General features: G+C 38.0%; 11 protein-coding genes. 8 read left to right on the top strand and 3 right to left on the bottom strand.

The window, feature by feature from the left end:
* Window positions 1–114 precede the first annotated feature (114 nt).
* The 4 genes from GM418_RS13275 to GM418_RS13255 all read left to right on the top strand — a co-directional run bounded on the left by GM418_RS13275 (window position 115) and on the right by GM418_RS13255 (window position 3658).
* On the top strand, window positions 115–1203 hold the full coding sequence (locus tag GM418_RS13275) for a mannose-1-phosphate guanylyltransferase (protein WP_158867054.1): 1089 nt from the start codon (window positions 115–117) through the stop codon (window positions 1201–1203).
* 312 nt (window positions 1204–1515) lie between these two features.
* A complete protein-coding gene (locus GM418_RS13265) occupies window positions 1516–2067 on the top strand; it encodes a peroxiredoxin family protein (RefSeq protein WP_158867052.1) in 552 nt (183 codons plus the stop codon).
* A gap of 404 nt (window positions 2068–2471) precedes the next feature.
* A complete protein-coding gene (locus tag GM418_RS13260; protein ID WP_158867050.1) occupies window positions 2472–3068 on the top strand; it encodes a hypothetical protein in 597 nt (198 codons plus the stop codon).
* A gap of 203 nt (window positions 3069–3271) precedes the next feature.
* Window positions 3272–3658, top strand: a complete 387-nt coding sequence (locus GM418_RS13255; RefSeq protein WP_158867048.1) for a hypothetical protein — start codon at window positions 3272–3274, stop codon at window positions 3656–3658.
* Window positions 3659–3806: 148 nt separating this feature from the next.
* Here the strand turns inward: GM418_RS13255 and scpA are convergent, their stop codons facing one another.
* From scpA to GM418_RS13240, 3 genes are read right to left on the bottom strand one after another with little or no spacing between them, the layout of a single operon-like run.
* Window positions 3807–5960: a methylmalonyl-CoA mutase gene (gene scpA / locus GM418_RS13250; protein WP_158867046.1), complete on the bottom strand. Its 2154-nt coding sequence runs from the start codon at window positions 5958–5960 to the stop codon at window positions 3807–3809.
* Window positions 5961–6014: 54 nt separating this feature from the next.
* A complete protein-coding gene (locus tag GM418_RS13245) occupies window positions 6015–6362 on the bottom strand; it encodes a four helix bundle protein (protein ID WP_158867044.1) in 348 nt (115 codons plus the stop codon).
* Window positions 6363–6405: 43 nt separating this feature from the next.
* Window positions 6406–8271 carry a methylmalonyl-CoA mutase family protein gene (locus tag GM418_RS13240; RefSeq protein WP_158867042.1) on the bottom strand — a complete coding sequence of 622 codons (1866 nt, stop codon included), beginning with the start codon at window positions 8269–8271 and terminating at the stop codon, window positions 6406–6408.
* A gap of 314 nt (window positions 8272–8585) precedes the next feature.
* Here GM418_RS13240 and GM418_RS13235 point away from each other — a divergent pair, with 314 nt between their 5' ends.
* From GM418_RS13235 to GM418_RS13220, 4 genes are all read left to right on the top strand, one after another.
* Window positions 8586–9176, top strand: a complete 591-nt coding sequence (locus GM418_RS13235) for an RNA polymerase sigma factor (RefSeq protein ID WP_158867040.1) — start codon at window positions 8586–8588, stop codon at window positions 9174–9176.
* A gap of 167 nt (window positions 9177–9343) precedes the next feature.
* Complete coding sequence (locus GM418_RS13230) at window positions 9344–10582, top strand: FecR family protein (protein ID WP_158867038.1); 1239 nt, start codon at window positions 9344–9346, stop codon at window positions 10580–10582.
* Between the two features lie 80 nt (window positions 10583–10662).
* Window positions 10663–14166: a TonB-dependent receptor gene (locus GM418_RS13225; RefSeq protein ID WP_158867036.1), complete on the top strand. Its 3504-nt coding sequence runs from the start codon at window positions 10663–10665 to the stop codon at window positions 14164–14166.
* A 17-nt stretch (window positions 14167–14183) separates the two neighbouring features.
* Entirely contained in the window at window positions 14184–15662 is a 1479-nt protein-coding gene (locus GM418_RS13220; RefSeq protein ID WP_217447790.1) for a RagB/SusD family nutrient uptake outer membrane protein, read from the top strand.
* Window positions 15663–15670 lie beyond the last annotated feature (8 nt).

Below are 15670 nucleotides of genomic sequence, written 5' to 3'. Positions count from 1 at the left end.
TTGAAACAAAATTTTGAAATGGACTAACGGCCGCAAGTTCCTTAAAATAATAATGACATTTTTACGTAATATTCCTATATTTAAAGATAAAAGCAGAAAGATCGTAAAAATCAGATGAATAATAATTACTGTATTATAATGGCAGGAGGCATTGGAAGCCGCTTCTGGCCTCTGAGCCGTAAAATAAAACCCAAACAATTTCTAGACATTACCGGCACAGGAAAAACACTAATCCAACAAACATTCCAACGATTTTCCAAAATAATACCCACTGAAAATTTTTTGGTTGTAACCAGTATTAATTACAAAGATCTGGTAAAAGAGCAACTTCCTGAGCTGACCGAGGAACAAATCCTGCCTGAACCTCTGCGAAGAAATACGGCACCTTGCGCAGCTTATGCCGCCTATAAAATAAAATCAAAAAATCCGAATGCAAATTTAATCATTGCTCCCTCCGACCACTTAATCCTGAAAGAAGAAGAGTTTATCCGTCAGATTGAAAAAGGAATTGAGTTCGTAAAAAGTAAAAATGCTCTGCTTACTTTAGGAATTAAACCCTGCCGTCCGGAAACCGGATACGGTTATATCCAGGTAAAAAGAAGAGAAGAATTTAATAAGCTCGATAATTTATATAAAGTGAAAACTTTCGTTGAGAAACCGGATATTGAAATGGCAAAGGTTTTTATTGAAAGTGGTGAATTTTTCTGGAACTCAGGAATTTTTATCTGGTCGATGTCATCCATCATTTCAGCTTTTGAAACTCATCTTGCTGACATAGCCTCGCTTTTTTCAAGGGGGTTGAAATTATACAATACAGAAGATGAAATACATTTTATAAATAAAACCTATTCTGAATGCCGCGGCATTTCCATTGATTACGGAATAATGGAAAAAGCCAAAAATGTGTATGTCCTCACTGCCGACTTCGACTGGAGCGATTTGGGAACCTGGGGTGCGTTATATGAGCATGAAGATAAAGATACCGAAGGAAATGTAATAAAAGGAGATAATGTATTAATGTACAATGCACAAAATTGTATCGTAAATATCTCCGATGAGAAAGTGGCTGTTTTACAAGGTCTCGACGGGTATATTGTAGCCGAATCAAACGATACACTGATGATTTGCAAAAGAGAAGACGAACAACAAATAAAACAGTTTGTAACCGATGTAAGGATAAAAAAAGGCGATTCTTTGGTTTAAAATTATCTGTTTGGGCTAAACTTTTATAGCAACTGCTATTTTTGAATCGTCTGTACCATAATATAAAAACCACTTCTCCCGGGAAAAAAGTCCTTCAACAAAATAAACTTCGTTTACTTCTCCTACTTTTTCATATTCTTTTTAGAAATGAAAAAACAAAAACGGCAATGATCTTTTCTTTTCTAAGTGAAATCAGATAAATAAAATTAACAAAAAAAACCTGAAAATCCTTTCAAAAAATTGTTTCGCCAACCTCAAAAACTTTCTGTGATTAAAAATGTTATATTTTCTGAACAATTCATTTTTACAGCCATGACAAAATTATTCCTATTCACGATACTCCTTATCTCGATTAATACGTATGCACAACCCCAGGCAAAAGTTAGCGTTGGAGACGAAGCTATCAGTTTCTCACTACAAACCATTGATAAGGAGGAGATTCATCTGAAAAATTTGTATCAGGAAGGCCCGGTGGTATTGGTTGTTTTGAGAGGCTGGCCGGGATATCAGTGTCCTGTATGCACCCGACAGGTTGGAGCACTTGTCGAAGATGACTATAAATTTCAGGATTTGGGTGCAACCGTTTTGATGATTTATCCGGGCCCTTCAGAACAACTGCAGGAACATGCTGAAGAATTCTCTGAGGATTTTCGATTCCCTCAAAATTTTATCTTTACCCTTGACCCGGATTATTCTGTCATAAACAAATATGGCTTACGTTGGAACGCACCAAAAGAAACAGCATATCCTTCAACTTTTGTAATCAATAAAAGCGGTGAAATTGTTTTTGCAAAAGTAAGTCAGTCACATGGAGGAAGAGCAGAAAACGAAGAAATCTTTGCTGCGCTGGAACAACTCAACTAGTCTTCTCATTCATTTCAGATTTAAAGTTACGGCACGTCCTGCTGAAGTCGCGTTCAGCATCTCTTCTGTTTGAAAAAGATTTCGAAATATCCCGACCGTTAAACGGATAAATAACAAGGAAATATATTAAGACTGGCATAATACCAAATCTCAATCAAAAGATATTTGTCACTTTCCATACCCAAACAAAAGAATATAGAAAAAAAATAACGCATTTATAGTGCTATTTGAACATACCATAAATGATATATCTGCCATTAACAACTCATTAACATCTCACAAAACAATGACTGTCAGCACATTATATTAATTTAAGATTTTTTGGTCTTTTATTTATTAAACCAATTAAACGGTTTGAAGTCATAAAGTGTGAAACAAAATTAGAAAACAATTAAAAAAGAGTCATGAGAAAAGTAAAAACAAGTTTGGTATTGTTAGCACTGGTGGTTATTTCCGGTGCGGTTTTAGCGACAGGAAACCTGAAAGTAAACATTGTTCCGGGCGAAAGTGAAAAAGCCGTGGTAAATGTTACAAATGCTGCCCAAAGCCAGTTTGAAATTGAAATAAAAAATGAGAATGGAGATATCGTTTTTTACAAAGAGACAAAGTCACCATCAACCAGTTACAAAAAAGTATATGATTTCTCCATGTTGGAAGACGGACATTATACTTTTACAGTAAAACTGGACAAGGAAATGGAGACCAATATTTTAGATGTTAGTAACGGAAAAGTAAAAGTAGTGAGCGAGAGAAAAGATGTAGAACCGCTCTTTTTGTTCAAAGATGATGAGTTTAGAGTAGCCTACCTGAATTTCGCAAAAGAAAATGTTAAGTTCTACCTGTATGATAATAACACAAATCAACTGGTATTGGAAAAAGATTTAAAATCAGATTTTGCAATTAATTATGGTCTTGATTTTTCTAAAATGAAAAGAGGAAGTTATGATGCAGTTATTGCAGGTGAGAAAAATTTTTATGAATATAAAATCGCAATAGATTAAGTATAGTTTAGTTTAGTTAGGGAAAGATGTAAGGCGAATCCGTTTGGGTTCGCTTTTTTTGTTACAGAGCCTTTTCTTGGCTACTAAAAACTCAACCTTTATGCTTTTCAGATATAATGAATTCGTTACAATTGTATTTTACTTCAGAAATCACTAATCAATTGTATTTCAGTTCAGTTATTTGTAACTTTCATACAAAAATCATGAAATTGCTTACCCTTCTTACGTTTATTCTAATAAGCATTTATTTAACATCTGAATTACCCCAGAAAGAAAACTCTGTTTATGGAACATACAAAATTACCGTTCTTAGTTCTCCCAGAGGAACTATTAGTGCTACCCTAAAAATATGGAAAGATGAACAAGGAATAAATAGAGCTCAGTTTACTGAAGATAAAGAGATAATGGATGTCAACAAGGTTGAAATAGCAGAAAATGAGATTTACATGCTTAGATTTCCGGATGATAATATTGGTGGTCTAAATGCTCTAGGTGAAGAAGAGTGGGAGTTAAAAATTGAAAACAACAAAATTTCGGGCCGTGTCAATTATGATTATCAAGTTACAGGCTACCGTTTAAAAATTGATTAAAAAAACCGATCCCTTCTCGGAATCGGCTTTTATATCTTCTTTGCAGGATGGGCAAATTAAAATTCGCCAAATGCGGCTAAAAACCGCATCACCCTATTTGTTCTTTTTAATTCTCCCTCTCCTTTGGAGAGGGCTGGGGAGAGGCTCCCTATTCTTTATACGCTTCAATTAAAACCTCAAGGATTTTTTTACCGGCAGCGGCAACACTTGTTCCCGGGCCAAAAATCGCAACTGCACCGGCATCGTATAAGAATTGGTAATCCTGGTGAGGAATAACTCCACCCACAATAACCATAATATCGTCACGACCCAGTTTTTTCAGCTCTTCAATAATGGCCGGAACCAATGTTTTATGACCTGCAGCCAACGAAGAAACACCCACAACATGCACGTCGTTTTCAACGGCTTGTTTTGCAGCTTCTTCAGGAGTTTGGAACAGTGGTCCCATATCTACATCGAAACCAAGGTCGGCATAACCGGTAGCAACTACTTTTGCACCACGGTCGTGACCGTCCTGCCCCATTTTAGCAACCATAATCCTTGGCTGGCGACCTTCCATTTCTGCGAATTTTTTCGCCAGTTCCTGAGCTTCTTTGAACTCGTCTTTTCCTTCAATTTCTGATTTATACACGCCTTCAATAGTTCTGATTACTGCTTTGTATCTACCAACAATTTTCTCGCAAGCATCTGAAATTTCACCTAACGAAGCACGTTTTTTCGCTGCGTCGATAGCCAATTCCAAAAGGTTTCCTTTACCTGTTTCAACCGCTTTTGTAATGGCAGCCAACGCATCTTGAACATCTCCTTCATTACGTTCAGCACGCAATTTCTTCAAACGTTCAATCTGCGACAAACGAACAGCTGTATTGTCAATATCCAAAATATCAATCGGATCTTCTTTTTCCAAACGGTATTTGTTCAAACCAACAATGGTTTGTGTGCCACTGTCAATTCTTCCCTGTGCACGTGCAGCAGCTTCTTCAATACGCATTTTTGGAACACCTGTTTCAATTGCTTTTGACATTCCGCCCAGTTTTTCAACTTCCTGAATCAAATCCCACGCTTTGTGAGCCAATTCATTGGTCAACGATTCTACATAGTAAGAACCAGCCCAGGGATCGAGTGAACGACAAATTTCAGTTTCCTGTTGAATATACAACTGTGTGTTACGTGCAATACGTGCAGAAAAATCAGTAGGAAGTGCAATCGCTTCGTCAAGCGCGTTGGTGTGCAAACTCTGTGTATGCCCCAGTGCAGCAGCCATTGCTTCAATTGCTGTACGACCAACATTGTTGAAAGGATCCTGCTCTGTTAACGACCAGCCTGATGTTTGCGAGTGTGTACGCAAAGCCATCGATTTTGGGTTTTTCGGATTGAATTGTTTTACAATTTTTGCCCACAACATACGAGCTGCACGCATTTTTGCAATTTCCATGAAGTGGTTCATTCCGATGGCCCAGAAGAACGACAAACGTGGAGCAAATGCATCTACATCCAAACCGGCTTTAATACCTGTACGGATGTAATCCAAACCGTCGGCCAGGGTGTAAGCCATTTCAATGTCGGCAGTGGCACCGGCTTCCTGCATGTGGTAACCCGAGATTGAAATTGAGTTGAATTTCGGCATGTGCTGTGAAGTAAACTCAAAAATATCGGCGATAATTTTCATGGAGAATTCCGGTGGGTAAATGTAAGTGTTACGCACCATAAATTCTTTCAAAATATCATTCTGAATCGTTCCCGACAACTGTTCCAAAGTAGCGCCTTGTTCCAAACCGGTAACAATGTAAAATGCCATAATTGGAAGCACTGCTCCATTCATGGTCATTGATACCGACATCTTATCCAATGGAATTTCGTCGAAAAGGATTTTCATATCCAGAATAGAATCGATAGCCACACCAGCTTTACCTACGTCGCCGATTACACGTTGGTGATCAGAGTCGTAGCCACGGTGTGTAGCAAGGTCGAACGCAACCGACAAACCTTTCTGACCGGCAGCCAGGTTACGACGGTAAAATGCGTTTGATTCTTCAGCAGTAGAAAAACCTGCATACTGACGAATCGTCCAGGGACGCATTGCATACATCGCTGAATAGGGTCCGCGAAGGAAAGGCGACAAACCTGCAGCATAATTCAGGTGTTCCATTCCTTCCAAATCTTCTTTGGTATAAACTGGTTTTACCGGAATCTGCTCCGGTGTTAACCAGTCTTTTTTGATATTGTTTTTTGCCATCCAGTCGGCGGTGTCCGCTTTTGCTGAACCGGCTTTTATATTTATACTTTTAAAATCTGGTTTCATAATTTTAAGATTTTAGATTCAAGAACCAAGAGCCAAGACTTCAACATCCCGATACTACAAGCTTGTCTTGAACGAGTATATCATTTTTTGAATTTCTTGTAATATGGTTAAAATTTTTTCTAATTTATTTTCTGACAGATAACCAATGTCAGAAGCTAGAATCAATTGAGTTTCCAATTCAAACGCAGAGCTTAAAGCGATATCTAAAAACCGAACAAATTCTTTATTAGAACTTCTTCCGGAACCTTCCGCTATGTTTGATGGAATAGAATATGCACTTCTTAAAATCTGTGAAGTCAAAACAAACTTCTCTTCAGCAGGAAAATCACGTGTTAAAAGAAATACTTCCTTTACCAGAATCCGTGACTTTTGCCAAATTTTTAAATTTCTGAAGTTATGCATTACTCAAGTTCTCTTTGTTCTTTGCTCTTGAATCTTTGTTCTACTATTTTATCCCCAATTTCGTTTGATACGCTTTCAAATCTTCCAGAATATTACTTTTCACGTTAATGAAATTCGTAATACCTTTTTCCTGAAGTTCTGCCATACAAGCCGGAGCACCAGCAACAACCAGAATTCCGTCATCCATTTTTTCAGCAGCTTCCGGAGCAAGGTCAGCGTATTCGTCGTCTGAACTACAAATAACAATGATGTCGGCATTTTTTGCTTTTGCAGCAGCAAGGCCTTCTTCAATTGTTTTGAATCCGTTATTATCGATTACTTCAAATCCTGCAACCGCGAAGAAATTACAGCTAAACTGTGCGCGCGCTTTACGGAAAGCCAGGTTTCCGATAGTCAACATAAATGCAACCGGACGTTTGTTTTTCTCAGCGTAAGCATCTGTTTTACGTCTCAGCAATTCAAAAACCTGAGCTCCACGGTATGGTTTCAGTGTTTCAACTTCTGCGCCTTCAACAGTATAATCAGCTGGAGTGAAAACAGCATCAGCCAATTCTTTTTCCATTTTTTCAGAAAAATTCGGGAACTGATTGGTTCCCAAAACATTTTCGCGACGTAAAGCAATTTTTTGGTCGCGTTTGGAAGCCATTTCCTTTATTTCTTTCTGAATAAATCCTTCTTTTACAGCAGCAACAAAACCACCTTTTTCCTGAATTTCAAGGAATAATTTCCAAGCCTGTTCCGCCAACGAATCAGTTAACGATTCGATATAATATGAACCTGCACCCGGATCTGAGATTTTATCAAAGTGAGATTCTTCTTTCAACAACAACTGTTGGTTACGGGCAATACGTTCTGAAAATTCAGTTGAATCTTCGTAAACCGCATTGAACGGTAAAACAGTAATTGAATGCGCTCCACCCAAAACAGCCGACATCGCTTCAGTTTGCGTACGAAGCATGTTTACATAAGGATCGTAGACTGTTTTGTTGTAGCTATTGGTTTCGCTGTGTGCAACCAATTTTGCAGCACATTTACATTCTGGCTCATAAGCTTTAACTATTATAGACCACAACAAGCGGGCTGCCCGAAGTTTGGCAATTTCCATAAAATAGTTGTTGCTGATACCAAAATTGAATTTGATGTTTTTGGCCACATCGTCGATACTCAAACCAAGTTCAGTTAACTGAGTTAAGTACTCTGCCCCCTGAGCCAATGAAAAAGCCAGTTCCTGAACGATAGACGAACCACTGTTGGCAAACCATTTTCCGTTTACTCCAATTACTCTGAATTTTGGAAGAACCGATGTTTTTTCAACAACAGCTTTCAAATTTTCAAAGGCTTTGTCACCCATTTTACCTTGTAAAACTAGTGCAGCAAGCGGGTCGATTGAAGACGAAGCAACAACTTTTGCATTGTCCCATTGGCCTTCTGAAACATATTCAGCAAAAACCTCAGCACAATTACAATTGTCGCATCCGCAAACAAAATTCACTTCAGCAGCTTCCAGACAAATGTCTTTTAACAAAACTGCCAAATCAGCTTTTGTCATTTCCTTACAACAATCGAAATAAAATCCGAGTGAGGTAATTCCTTTTCCTAAAACGGTAAGTGCTTTTTTATTTGCTTCTTTAAGATCTTTGACAAAAATGTCCTGACGAACGAACCAATCGTTGTTATTTTTGTTGTTACCACGGACGAAAGGATATTCGCCAGGCAAGGTATCTAAATAGTTTAAACTTTCAAGGTTCTCCTGGCGGTAATACGGGCGGACATTAAATCCCTCGTAGGTTCTCCAAACCAGAGCCCTTTCATAGTCTTTGCCTTTTAAATCGGCATTGATTTTTGCCTCCCATTCTTCAGTAGTAACGGGCGGAAAATCGGTGAAAAGTTTTAGTTCTTTTTCTCCCATGTTGAAAATTGTTTAATAAAATCGAGGTGCAAAATTAGTGGATTAAAAAGATTGAGCACAGTAAAGCATGCGGTTTTTTACTGAATATTAACAAATTTCATATAAAAAAAGAAATAGATGAACAACGGATGATTTTTGTCATCTCTTCAACAAAATTTTATTGTCAAACCAAAATTAATACAACAATAAATCTTTTTCAGCTCCACTGTTTTTGAACAAAAGACAAACAAAAATTCTTAACCCCCGTGTTTTCTTTTCACTTCCGCCTAAGATTTCAATAATTAATAAATTTATATATTTGATTTTCGCAATTAATGAATTCAGACAGTAAAATATGGGAAGATTTTAAGAGAGGTGAAAATTATGCTCTCTCCCATATCTATTATCAACATATTCAGCTCCTTTTCCGATACGGAAAAAAATTCTCTGATGATGATGAAATTGTAAAAGATGCTATCCAGGATTTATTTTTTGACTTAATAAGAACCCGCGAAAAATTAGGAGAAACAGACAATATTAAATTTTATTTACTTGCCAGTTTCAGACGTAAGATCATTAAAACTTTAAAAAAGCAGACCTACATCATTGGACCTCCTGATAACAAAACGCTTAATGCAGAAATAGTATATTCAATAGAAAACGAAATTATTGATAAAGAAGAGCTGTCGCAAAAAGAAAAAGCTATACAGGAAGGGCTGAAAAAACTAACAGCCAGGCAGAGAGAAATTTTATTTTATCGTTTTTCCTGCGATTTGGAATACGAACAAATATGTGAAATAATGTCTTTAAAGTACGATTCTGCGCGAAAGCAGGTTTTTAGAGCTTTAAAATCGCTAAAAGAAGTATTATCTGATAAAGATATTTTTATTCTCTTTCTAAATCTTTCTCACCGAACCAGTAAATAACACTTCGTACACCAATCTTCAGACCAAACATTTAGACACTTTTTTAATTACTAAACCATCTTTTTTCGAAAAAAAGCAATTTGTCGATTAATTTTTGAAAAAAAATGTCCACAAAATAAAACAACTGATCTTTCTCTTATATATATCAAATAATACTGTACCAAATTATGGAACCAAAATATCAGCATTGCAACATTTACGAACTTATTGAAGACAAGCAGTTTGTTGCTTGGGTTCTAAAAGGAAGCAAAAATCAGGAGTGGGAAAATTTCGTAAAAGAAAACCCCGGGATGAACGATAAAATCAGGAGAGCACGGGAGATTATTCTTTTATTACGCGATTCTTACGATGTTTTAGATGAAAATTCGGTCATTGACATGTGGCGAAATGTAGAGCGATTTAATTATCGTTATAAAATAAAAAACCGTTCAATAAGATTTCGCAGAGCATTAAGCCTGGCTGCATCTGTTTTGTTAGTCCTTTCCGTTGGAGTTATTGGAAGCCTTTACTTGGCCAACAATAAAGAAAACAACTATCAATTTGTGGCTAAAAATATATCCGAAAAAGATGACGAAGCAAAAGTTTTTCTTCCCAATGGCAAAGAGGTTAAAATAAACGAAGACAATTCAACTATTTCTGTAAATAATAACAACAAACTTGTTATAAACAACCAGGAGATTACCGATATAACTGATAAAGAAACAGAAAAAAAAGGCGAAGTACGTATGAACGAAGTAGTAATTCCATACGGCAATAAATCGGAGATAATACTCGCCGACGGGACAAAAGTTTGGCTTAATGCGGGAAGCCGATTGGCATTTCCAACAAAATTTACCGGAGAAAAAAGAGAGGTTTTCCTGGAAGGGGAAGCATGTTTTAAGGTTACCAAAAACGAACACCAGCCTTTCGTTGTTAAGGCTTCTGATGTTGCAATAAAAGTATTTGGTACCCATTTTAATATTTCAGCCTACCCTTCCGATCCCAATATTGAAACCGTTCTTTTAGAAGGAAGCATTTCTTTAACAAACAAAAAAACACTGGGACTAGGGAAAAATGAAATAATGCTGAAACCCAATCAAAGAGCGGTGTACGAGAAAGAACACAAAGAAGTTGTAGTAAGCGACGAGTCCAATGCAGACATTTATATAGCCTGGACAGAAGGCTGGCTGCAATTTTCGAAAGAAAGCCTCAAATCGGTATTTACAAAACTGGAACGATTTTATAATATCGAAGTAATACTACCTGAAAACTTTCCTTCTTCTGAACTTATTACAGGAAAGCTGGATCTGAAAAATTCGCTGGAAGATGTCCTCGTAGCACTCAGCGATGTTGCCAAAATTGAATACAGAATCAGTAACAACAAAATTTATGTGGATAAAAAAATGAACTTAATGAATAGAAGATAAAAAACCGCATGACGGCCAGGTCACGCGGTTTGTACAAAAAAATCAAATAATAAATATTTAATCTTAATCATTTCAAAATTATGAAAAAAAAGCGAGTTGTATTCCGCTTTTCAAGAGGAAGCATGGAAAAAATTCTGTTAAAAATGAAGTTATTAACGATTCTTTTTTTGTCCACCTTTGTTGTTTCAGCTGCCAGTAACAGCTATTCTCAACAAACAAAATTCAGTTTGAATTTAACAAGTGTTACGATAGCAAAGGTATTTCAGGAAATTGAGCAAAACAGCGAATTTATTTTGCTCTACAACGAAAAAGAGGTTGATGTAAACCGTAAAGTGAATGTAAAAGTAAAAAATGAATCAGTTACGTCTATTCTTGATCAGATTTTTGATGGTACAAAAAATGCCTACCGTATTTACGACCGGCAGATTGTAATTATCGAAAAAGAAAACAACGGTGACATAAGTCCCTCACTGGCTCCGCCTCAAAATCAGGATCCCCAGAAAAAAGATATATCGGGAACGGTAACCGATGAAGACGGACTTCCTATCCCAGGCGTTTCAGTTATTGTCCGGGGAACAACCATTGGAATAACGACCGACATAAACGGGGTATTCAGGTTAAAAGTTCCAACCGAAGCAAAAACGCTACAACTATCTTTTGTAGGAATGAAAACAAAAGTAGTTGAGATGGGAGGAAAAATGCAATTTGACGTAACAATGGAGCAAGATGCCATTGGCATCGACGAAGTGGTGGCAGTAGGTTACGGAACAATGCGAAAAAGAGATGTCGTTGGAGCTATTTCTTCGGTAAAAACCGATGATCTTTCAATTGCGTCAAATTCCTCTATTGGCCACACACTGGAAGGAAAAGCTGCCGGTTTAATGATTCGTCAAAACAGCGCTCAGCCTGGTGGAGGGTTAGACATTCTGATTCGTGGCGGTGCTTCGATTAATGCCAGCAACGCACCACTTATTGTTATTGATGGTTTTCCTATTTCAGAACTGGAACAGCCCGATACGGGAGGAAGATACCAGACCGGAACACTTAGTGTACTCAATTCGTTCAATCCCAATGATATTGAATCGATTGAAGTACTAAAAGATGCAAGCGCCACAGCTATCTACGGTTCGCGTGCAGCAAACGGTGTAATTTTAATCACTTCAAAACGGGGAAAAGAAGGAAAGGCCAACGTACAATATTCAGCCAACTATTCTTTCCAGAAATACAATAACGAATTTGATGTACTTCCATTAAACGAGTGGATGGAAGTAAGAAACAATGCTGCAAGAGAAGATTTTATGTATCAGAATAAAGTGTTTCCTTATGGCGACAAAACCATGGAAGAAGCAATTGCTGATCCTATTGGAGGGCCGCTTCAAAGGCTTTATACACAAAAAGCCATCGACAATGTTGGCCGCGGAACAGACTGGTTGGATCTGGTAATAAGGGATGGTGCAGTACATCAACACAACTTATCTATAACCGGTGGAAATCAGGCAACCAAGTACCTCATCTCGGGAAACTACTACAAACATGACGGAGTTATTGAAAACTCTGCTATTGAGAGATTTTCTTTCCGTACAAATATTGATCAAAAACTTAGCGATTATGTTAATTTGGGTATCAACCTGACTGCAAGCCGTATCAACAATGATAACAGTCAGCTGGGGAGCGATCAATATGAAAACTCAGGAATTATAAGAGCTGCGTTACAACAAGGTCCACATATCAGAGCCATTGATGAAGACGGGAACTATCCACGAAATCCGCAACTTTCCATTCAACCTAACCCATACTCATTGTTGACCATAACCGATGAGGGAAAAATTGAGCGCTTACTGGCTAACGCTTTTGTTGAAATAAGACCGATAAAAGATTTAACCATCAAACTTAATACCGGGTTTGACAGAGGGCTAACCAAACGTTCGAATTATTTGCCGCAAACAACTTTACATGGTGAATTGGAAAAAGGGAAAGCCTCTATTGCCCAAACCGACCAAAATGAATACCTGATAGAAGCAACCGCTAACTACAGCAAAACGGTCGGAGACATTCACAACTTCAGTATACTTGCTGGTGTCAATAGGCAAAAGTCTGATGTAAGCACCATGTCGGAAGGAAATACAAACTTTATTTCCGATGCATTTCTTTGGAACAATTTGGGAACCGGCGCCGGTGTAAAAACCGTTGGCTCTTCACTTTACAAAAACACCCTCGCCTCATACTTTGGAAGATTAAATTACAATATGAATAACAAATACCTGTTTACATTCACCATCCGTACCGATGGTTCCGGGGTATTTTCAAGAAACAACAAATGGGCAACTTTCCCTTCTGCAGCCATTGGCTGGAACATGGCTGAAGAGAATTTCATGTCAGGGATAAAAGATGTGATTTCCCAACTAAAAATAAGGGTAAGCCACGGACAAACAGGGAACGCCGATATTGGTAGTAATGCCTTTGCCGCTTATGTTTCTTATCCGGCATGGCTTGCTCCCGACGAAAGTTTGCTTATCGGTGTTTCTACCGACCGTCTTGAAAACCCGGATTTGAAATGGGAAACAACCACAGAAACCAACTTTGGTATTGACTACAGTATCTTCGATGGAAGAATTGGCGGGTCTTTTGAATACTTCAATAAAGTTATTTCAGACCTGCTGGCCTGGAAACCCATCAATTCCTATCACGAGGTTGATGGTGTGATGTCCAATATTGGAGAAACACAGAGTAAAGGTTTTGAATTAACACTAAATACAGTAACCGTAAAAAAACAAAACTTTACCTGGCGAAGTATCTTAACACTTTCAAAATACAAAGACAACTGGCGGAAGAGAGCTGATGACTGGAAGCCAACCATCTACGAAAGTGACAAAGACCCTATTCGTGCTATGTATTATCGCATTTCGGATGGAATTATGCAAATTGGAGAAACAGTTCCTGCTCAACCCGAACTAAAACCGGGTATGATTAAAATCAAAGACATTGATGGATTTTTGCGGGACGATGACGGAAATCCGATAGTAGATGAAAACGGAAGGTTCCTAAAAATGGGAGAACCAGATGGAATTATCGACGATGCCGATACCAAACTTCTTGGAACTTCTGATCCTTCTCTTATTGCCGGGCTTACCAATATTGTGAAATACAAAAATTTTATTCTGAATTTTCACTTTACAGGAATGTTTGGAAGACAATTGGCAGACCCCAATTATACAGCTTACGGAATTTCTGCTGAGCCTATTTATACTTATGGCTACAATGCACTAAGAACTGTTAAAAGCCGGTGGACACCAGACAATCCTTCGACAACCCAACCCGGTTCATATTATGGTTATTCCCGTTACGGATCTGGTGATTTCTTTTTGGAAGATGCGTGGTTTATTCGTTTACAAACCGTCTCTCTGGGATACGATATTCCAAAAAGACTTCTTGGAAATATAGTATCAGCAATAAATATACATGTGGACGCAGAAAACCTTTTCTGGATTTCTCCCTATGGAGGAGTTGACCCGGAAACTGATTCTTATACTGCAGCTTACCCGAATGTATCTACTTTCACAGTTGGTTTAAACGTTACTTTCTAATTCAAAAAAAGATAAAAATGAATCAAATAAAAATATACAAATTATTCTTGTCATGTTTTCTGCTACTGGGAGTAGTAAGCTGTAGTGATGACCTGATATCAGTAAATTATTCCGAAATAAATCCCAGTATATTCCCGCAAACAGAGGCCGATGTTGAAGCCATGGTAAACGCTTGTTATTATCCTTTACGCGGAGCATGGTCAAATGGTATCCACAGTACTTCAGAACGCGGAATTATGTTTGTTAACGATGCAACAACCGAAATTCTGTACGGAACTTATGGTATTCAATATAATGCGTCGTTACACAACTATGATCCAACCACTACCGATGTTACTTATTTCTATGATGATTTTCATAAAATGATTAGCCGGATGACATTAACCATTGATCGGATTCAGGAATCCAATGTGAGTGACCAGCTGAAGCAAAAAGCCATTGCCGAAGTAAGATGTGCACGCGGACTCCTCGGATATGAATTGTATGACATGTATGGTCCTGTTGCTGTCGCACCACTGGAAGTGTTAAAAAATCCGCTCATTGAAGAACCACTGGCAAGGCTTACGAAAGAAGAAATGGTGAAATTTATTGAAGATGATTTAGTTGCGGCAGCCGAAATCCTTCCGAATCCGGAAGATGCAGAGTACGGCAGGTTTAGCAAAGCACTGGCCAAAATGGTTCATATCCGTCTGGCATTACACGAAAAACAGTGGGGTAAAGTAATTGAACTGGCCGATGATATTATTGAGTACGAATATTTTTCTCTGGATGATGATTACGCCGGAATGTGGGATTTGGAAGCCGCCCGTTACAGTAAAGAAGTAATTTGGGCTGTTCCGTGCGATTACGAAGGAACCAGCGAAAATCAATGGCAGTTAATGGCTCTGCCTTCTAATTACGCTCCAAAAGGAGGCTGGGGAACTGTGCAGAGTACCTGGTGGTTTTACGACACATTTGAAGCGAACGATTCACGGAAAGAAATGCTGATTGCTGAATATACGGGAACTGATGGAGTGACCTATAACAGGAATAATCCGGGAACGTATATGGTTTACGGCCCTATTCCGTTAAAAATAAATGAAGATGCGCAAAGAACAACCGGCGTTTCAACGGTCGATATTATTATTTACCGCTATGCCGATGTTCTATTGTCAAAGGCTGAAGCATTGGTCAACGCTACCGGTACACCAAATCAGGAAGCCTTGGATTTAATAAACGAAGTACGTAACCGTGCCAATCTTGGCAATAAAGAGCTGTCCGACTACAATTCGCTTGATGATTTTAACGATATGCTTTTAACAGAAAGAAGTCACGAGTTTTGGTGTGAAAATGGCCAATACCGGGCCGATTTAATTCGTCACGGAAAGTTTGTTTCAAGATGTCTTGAGGTTACAGAATCAGAATACACCAACGAATACAAAGTTGTATATCCATTCTCTTTAGAAACCATTACAGAAGGAAAAGGGAAATTCATTCAAAACCCAGGTTATTATTAAACTACGTT

Source organism: Maribellus comscasis (assembly GCF_009762775.1).
Classification (GTDB): domain Bacteria; phylum Bacteroidota; class Bacteroidia; order Bacteroidales; family Prolixibacteraceae; genus Draconibacterium; species Draconibacterium comscasis.
This window is presented reverse-complemented; position numbering and strand designations above follow the sequence as displayed.

What these genes read in the sequence shown, in the direction of transcription:
- GM418_RS13275 (WP_158867054.1), top strand. Translation starts at nt 115, where the DNA reads ATGAATAATAATTACTGTATTATAATGGCAGGAGGCATTGGAAGCCGC.
- GM418_RS13265 (WP_158867052.1), top strand. Translation starts at nt 1,516, where the DNA reads ATGACAAAATTATTCCTATTCACGATACTCCTTATCTCGATTAATACG.
- GM418_RS13260 (WP_158867050.1), top strand. Translation starts at nt 2,472, where the DNA reads ATGAGAAAAGTAAAAACAAGTTTGGTATTGTTAGCACTGGTGGTTATT.
- GM418_RS13255 (WP_158867048.1), top strand. Translation starts at nt 3,272, where the DNA reads ATGAAATTGCTTACCCTTCTTACGTTTATTCTAATAAGCATTTATTTA.
- scpA (WP_158867046.1), bottom strand. Translation starts at nt 5,960, where the DNA reads ATGAAACCAGATTTTAAAAGTATAAATATAAAAGCCGGTTCAGCAAAA.
- GM418_RS13245 (WP_158867044.1), bottom strand. Translation starts at nt 6,362, where the DNA reads ATGCATAACTTCAGAAATTTAAAAATTTGGCAAAAGTCACGGATTCTG.
- GM418_RS13240 (WP_158867042.1), bottom strand. Translation starts at nt 8,271, where the DNA reads ATGGGAGAAAAAGAACTAAAACTTTTCACCGATTTTCCGCCCGTTACT.
- GM418_RS13235 (WP_158867040.1), top strand. Translation starts at nt 8,586, where the DNA reads ATGAATTCAGACAGTAAAATATGGGAAGATTTTAAGAGAGGTGAAAAT.
- GM418_RS13230 (WP_158867038.1), top strand. Translation starts at nt 9,344, where the DNA reads ATGGAACCAAAATATCAGCATTGCAACATTTACGAACTTATTGAAGAC.
- GM418_RS13225 (WP_158867036.1), top strand. Translation starts at nt 10,663, where the DNA reads ATGAAAAAAAAGCGAGTTGTATTCCGCTTTTCAAGAGGAAGCATGGAA.
- GM418_RS13220 (WP_217447790.1), top strand. Translation starts at nt 14,184, where the DNA reads ATGAATCAAATAAAAATATACAAATTATTCTTGTCATGTTTTCTGCTA.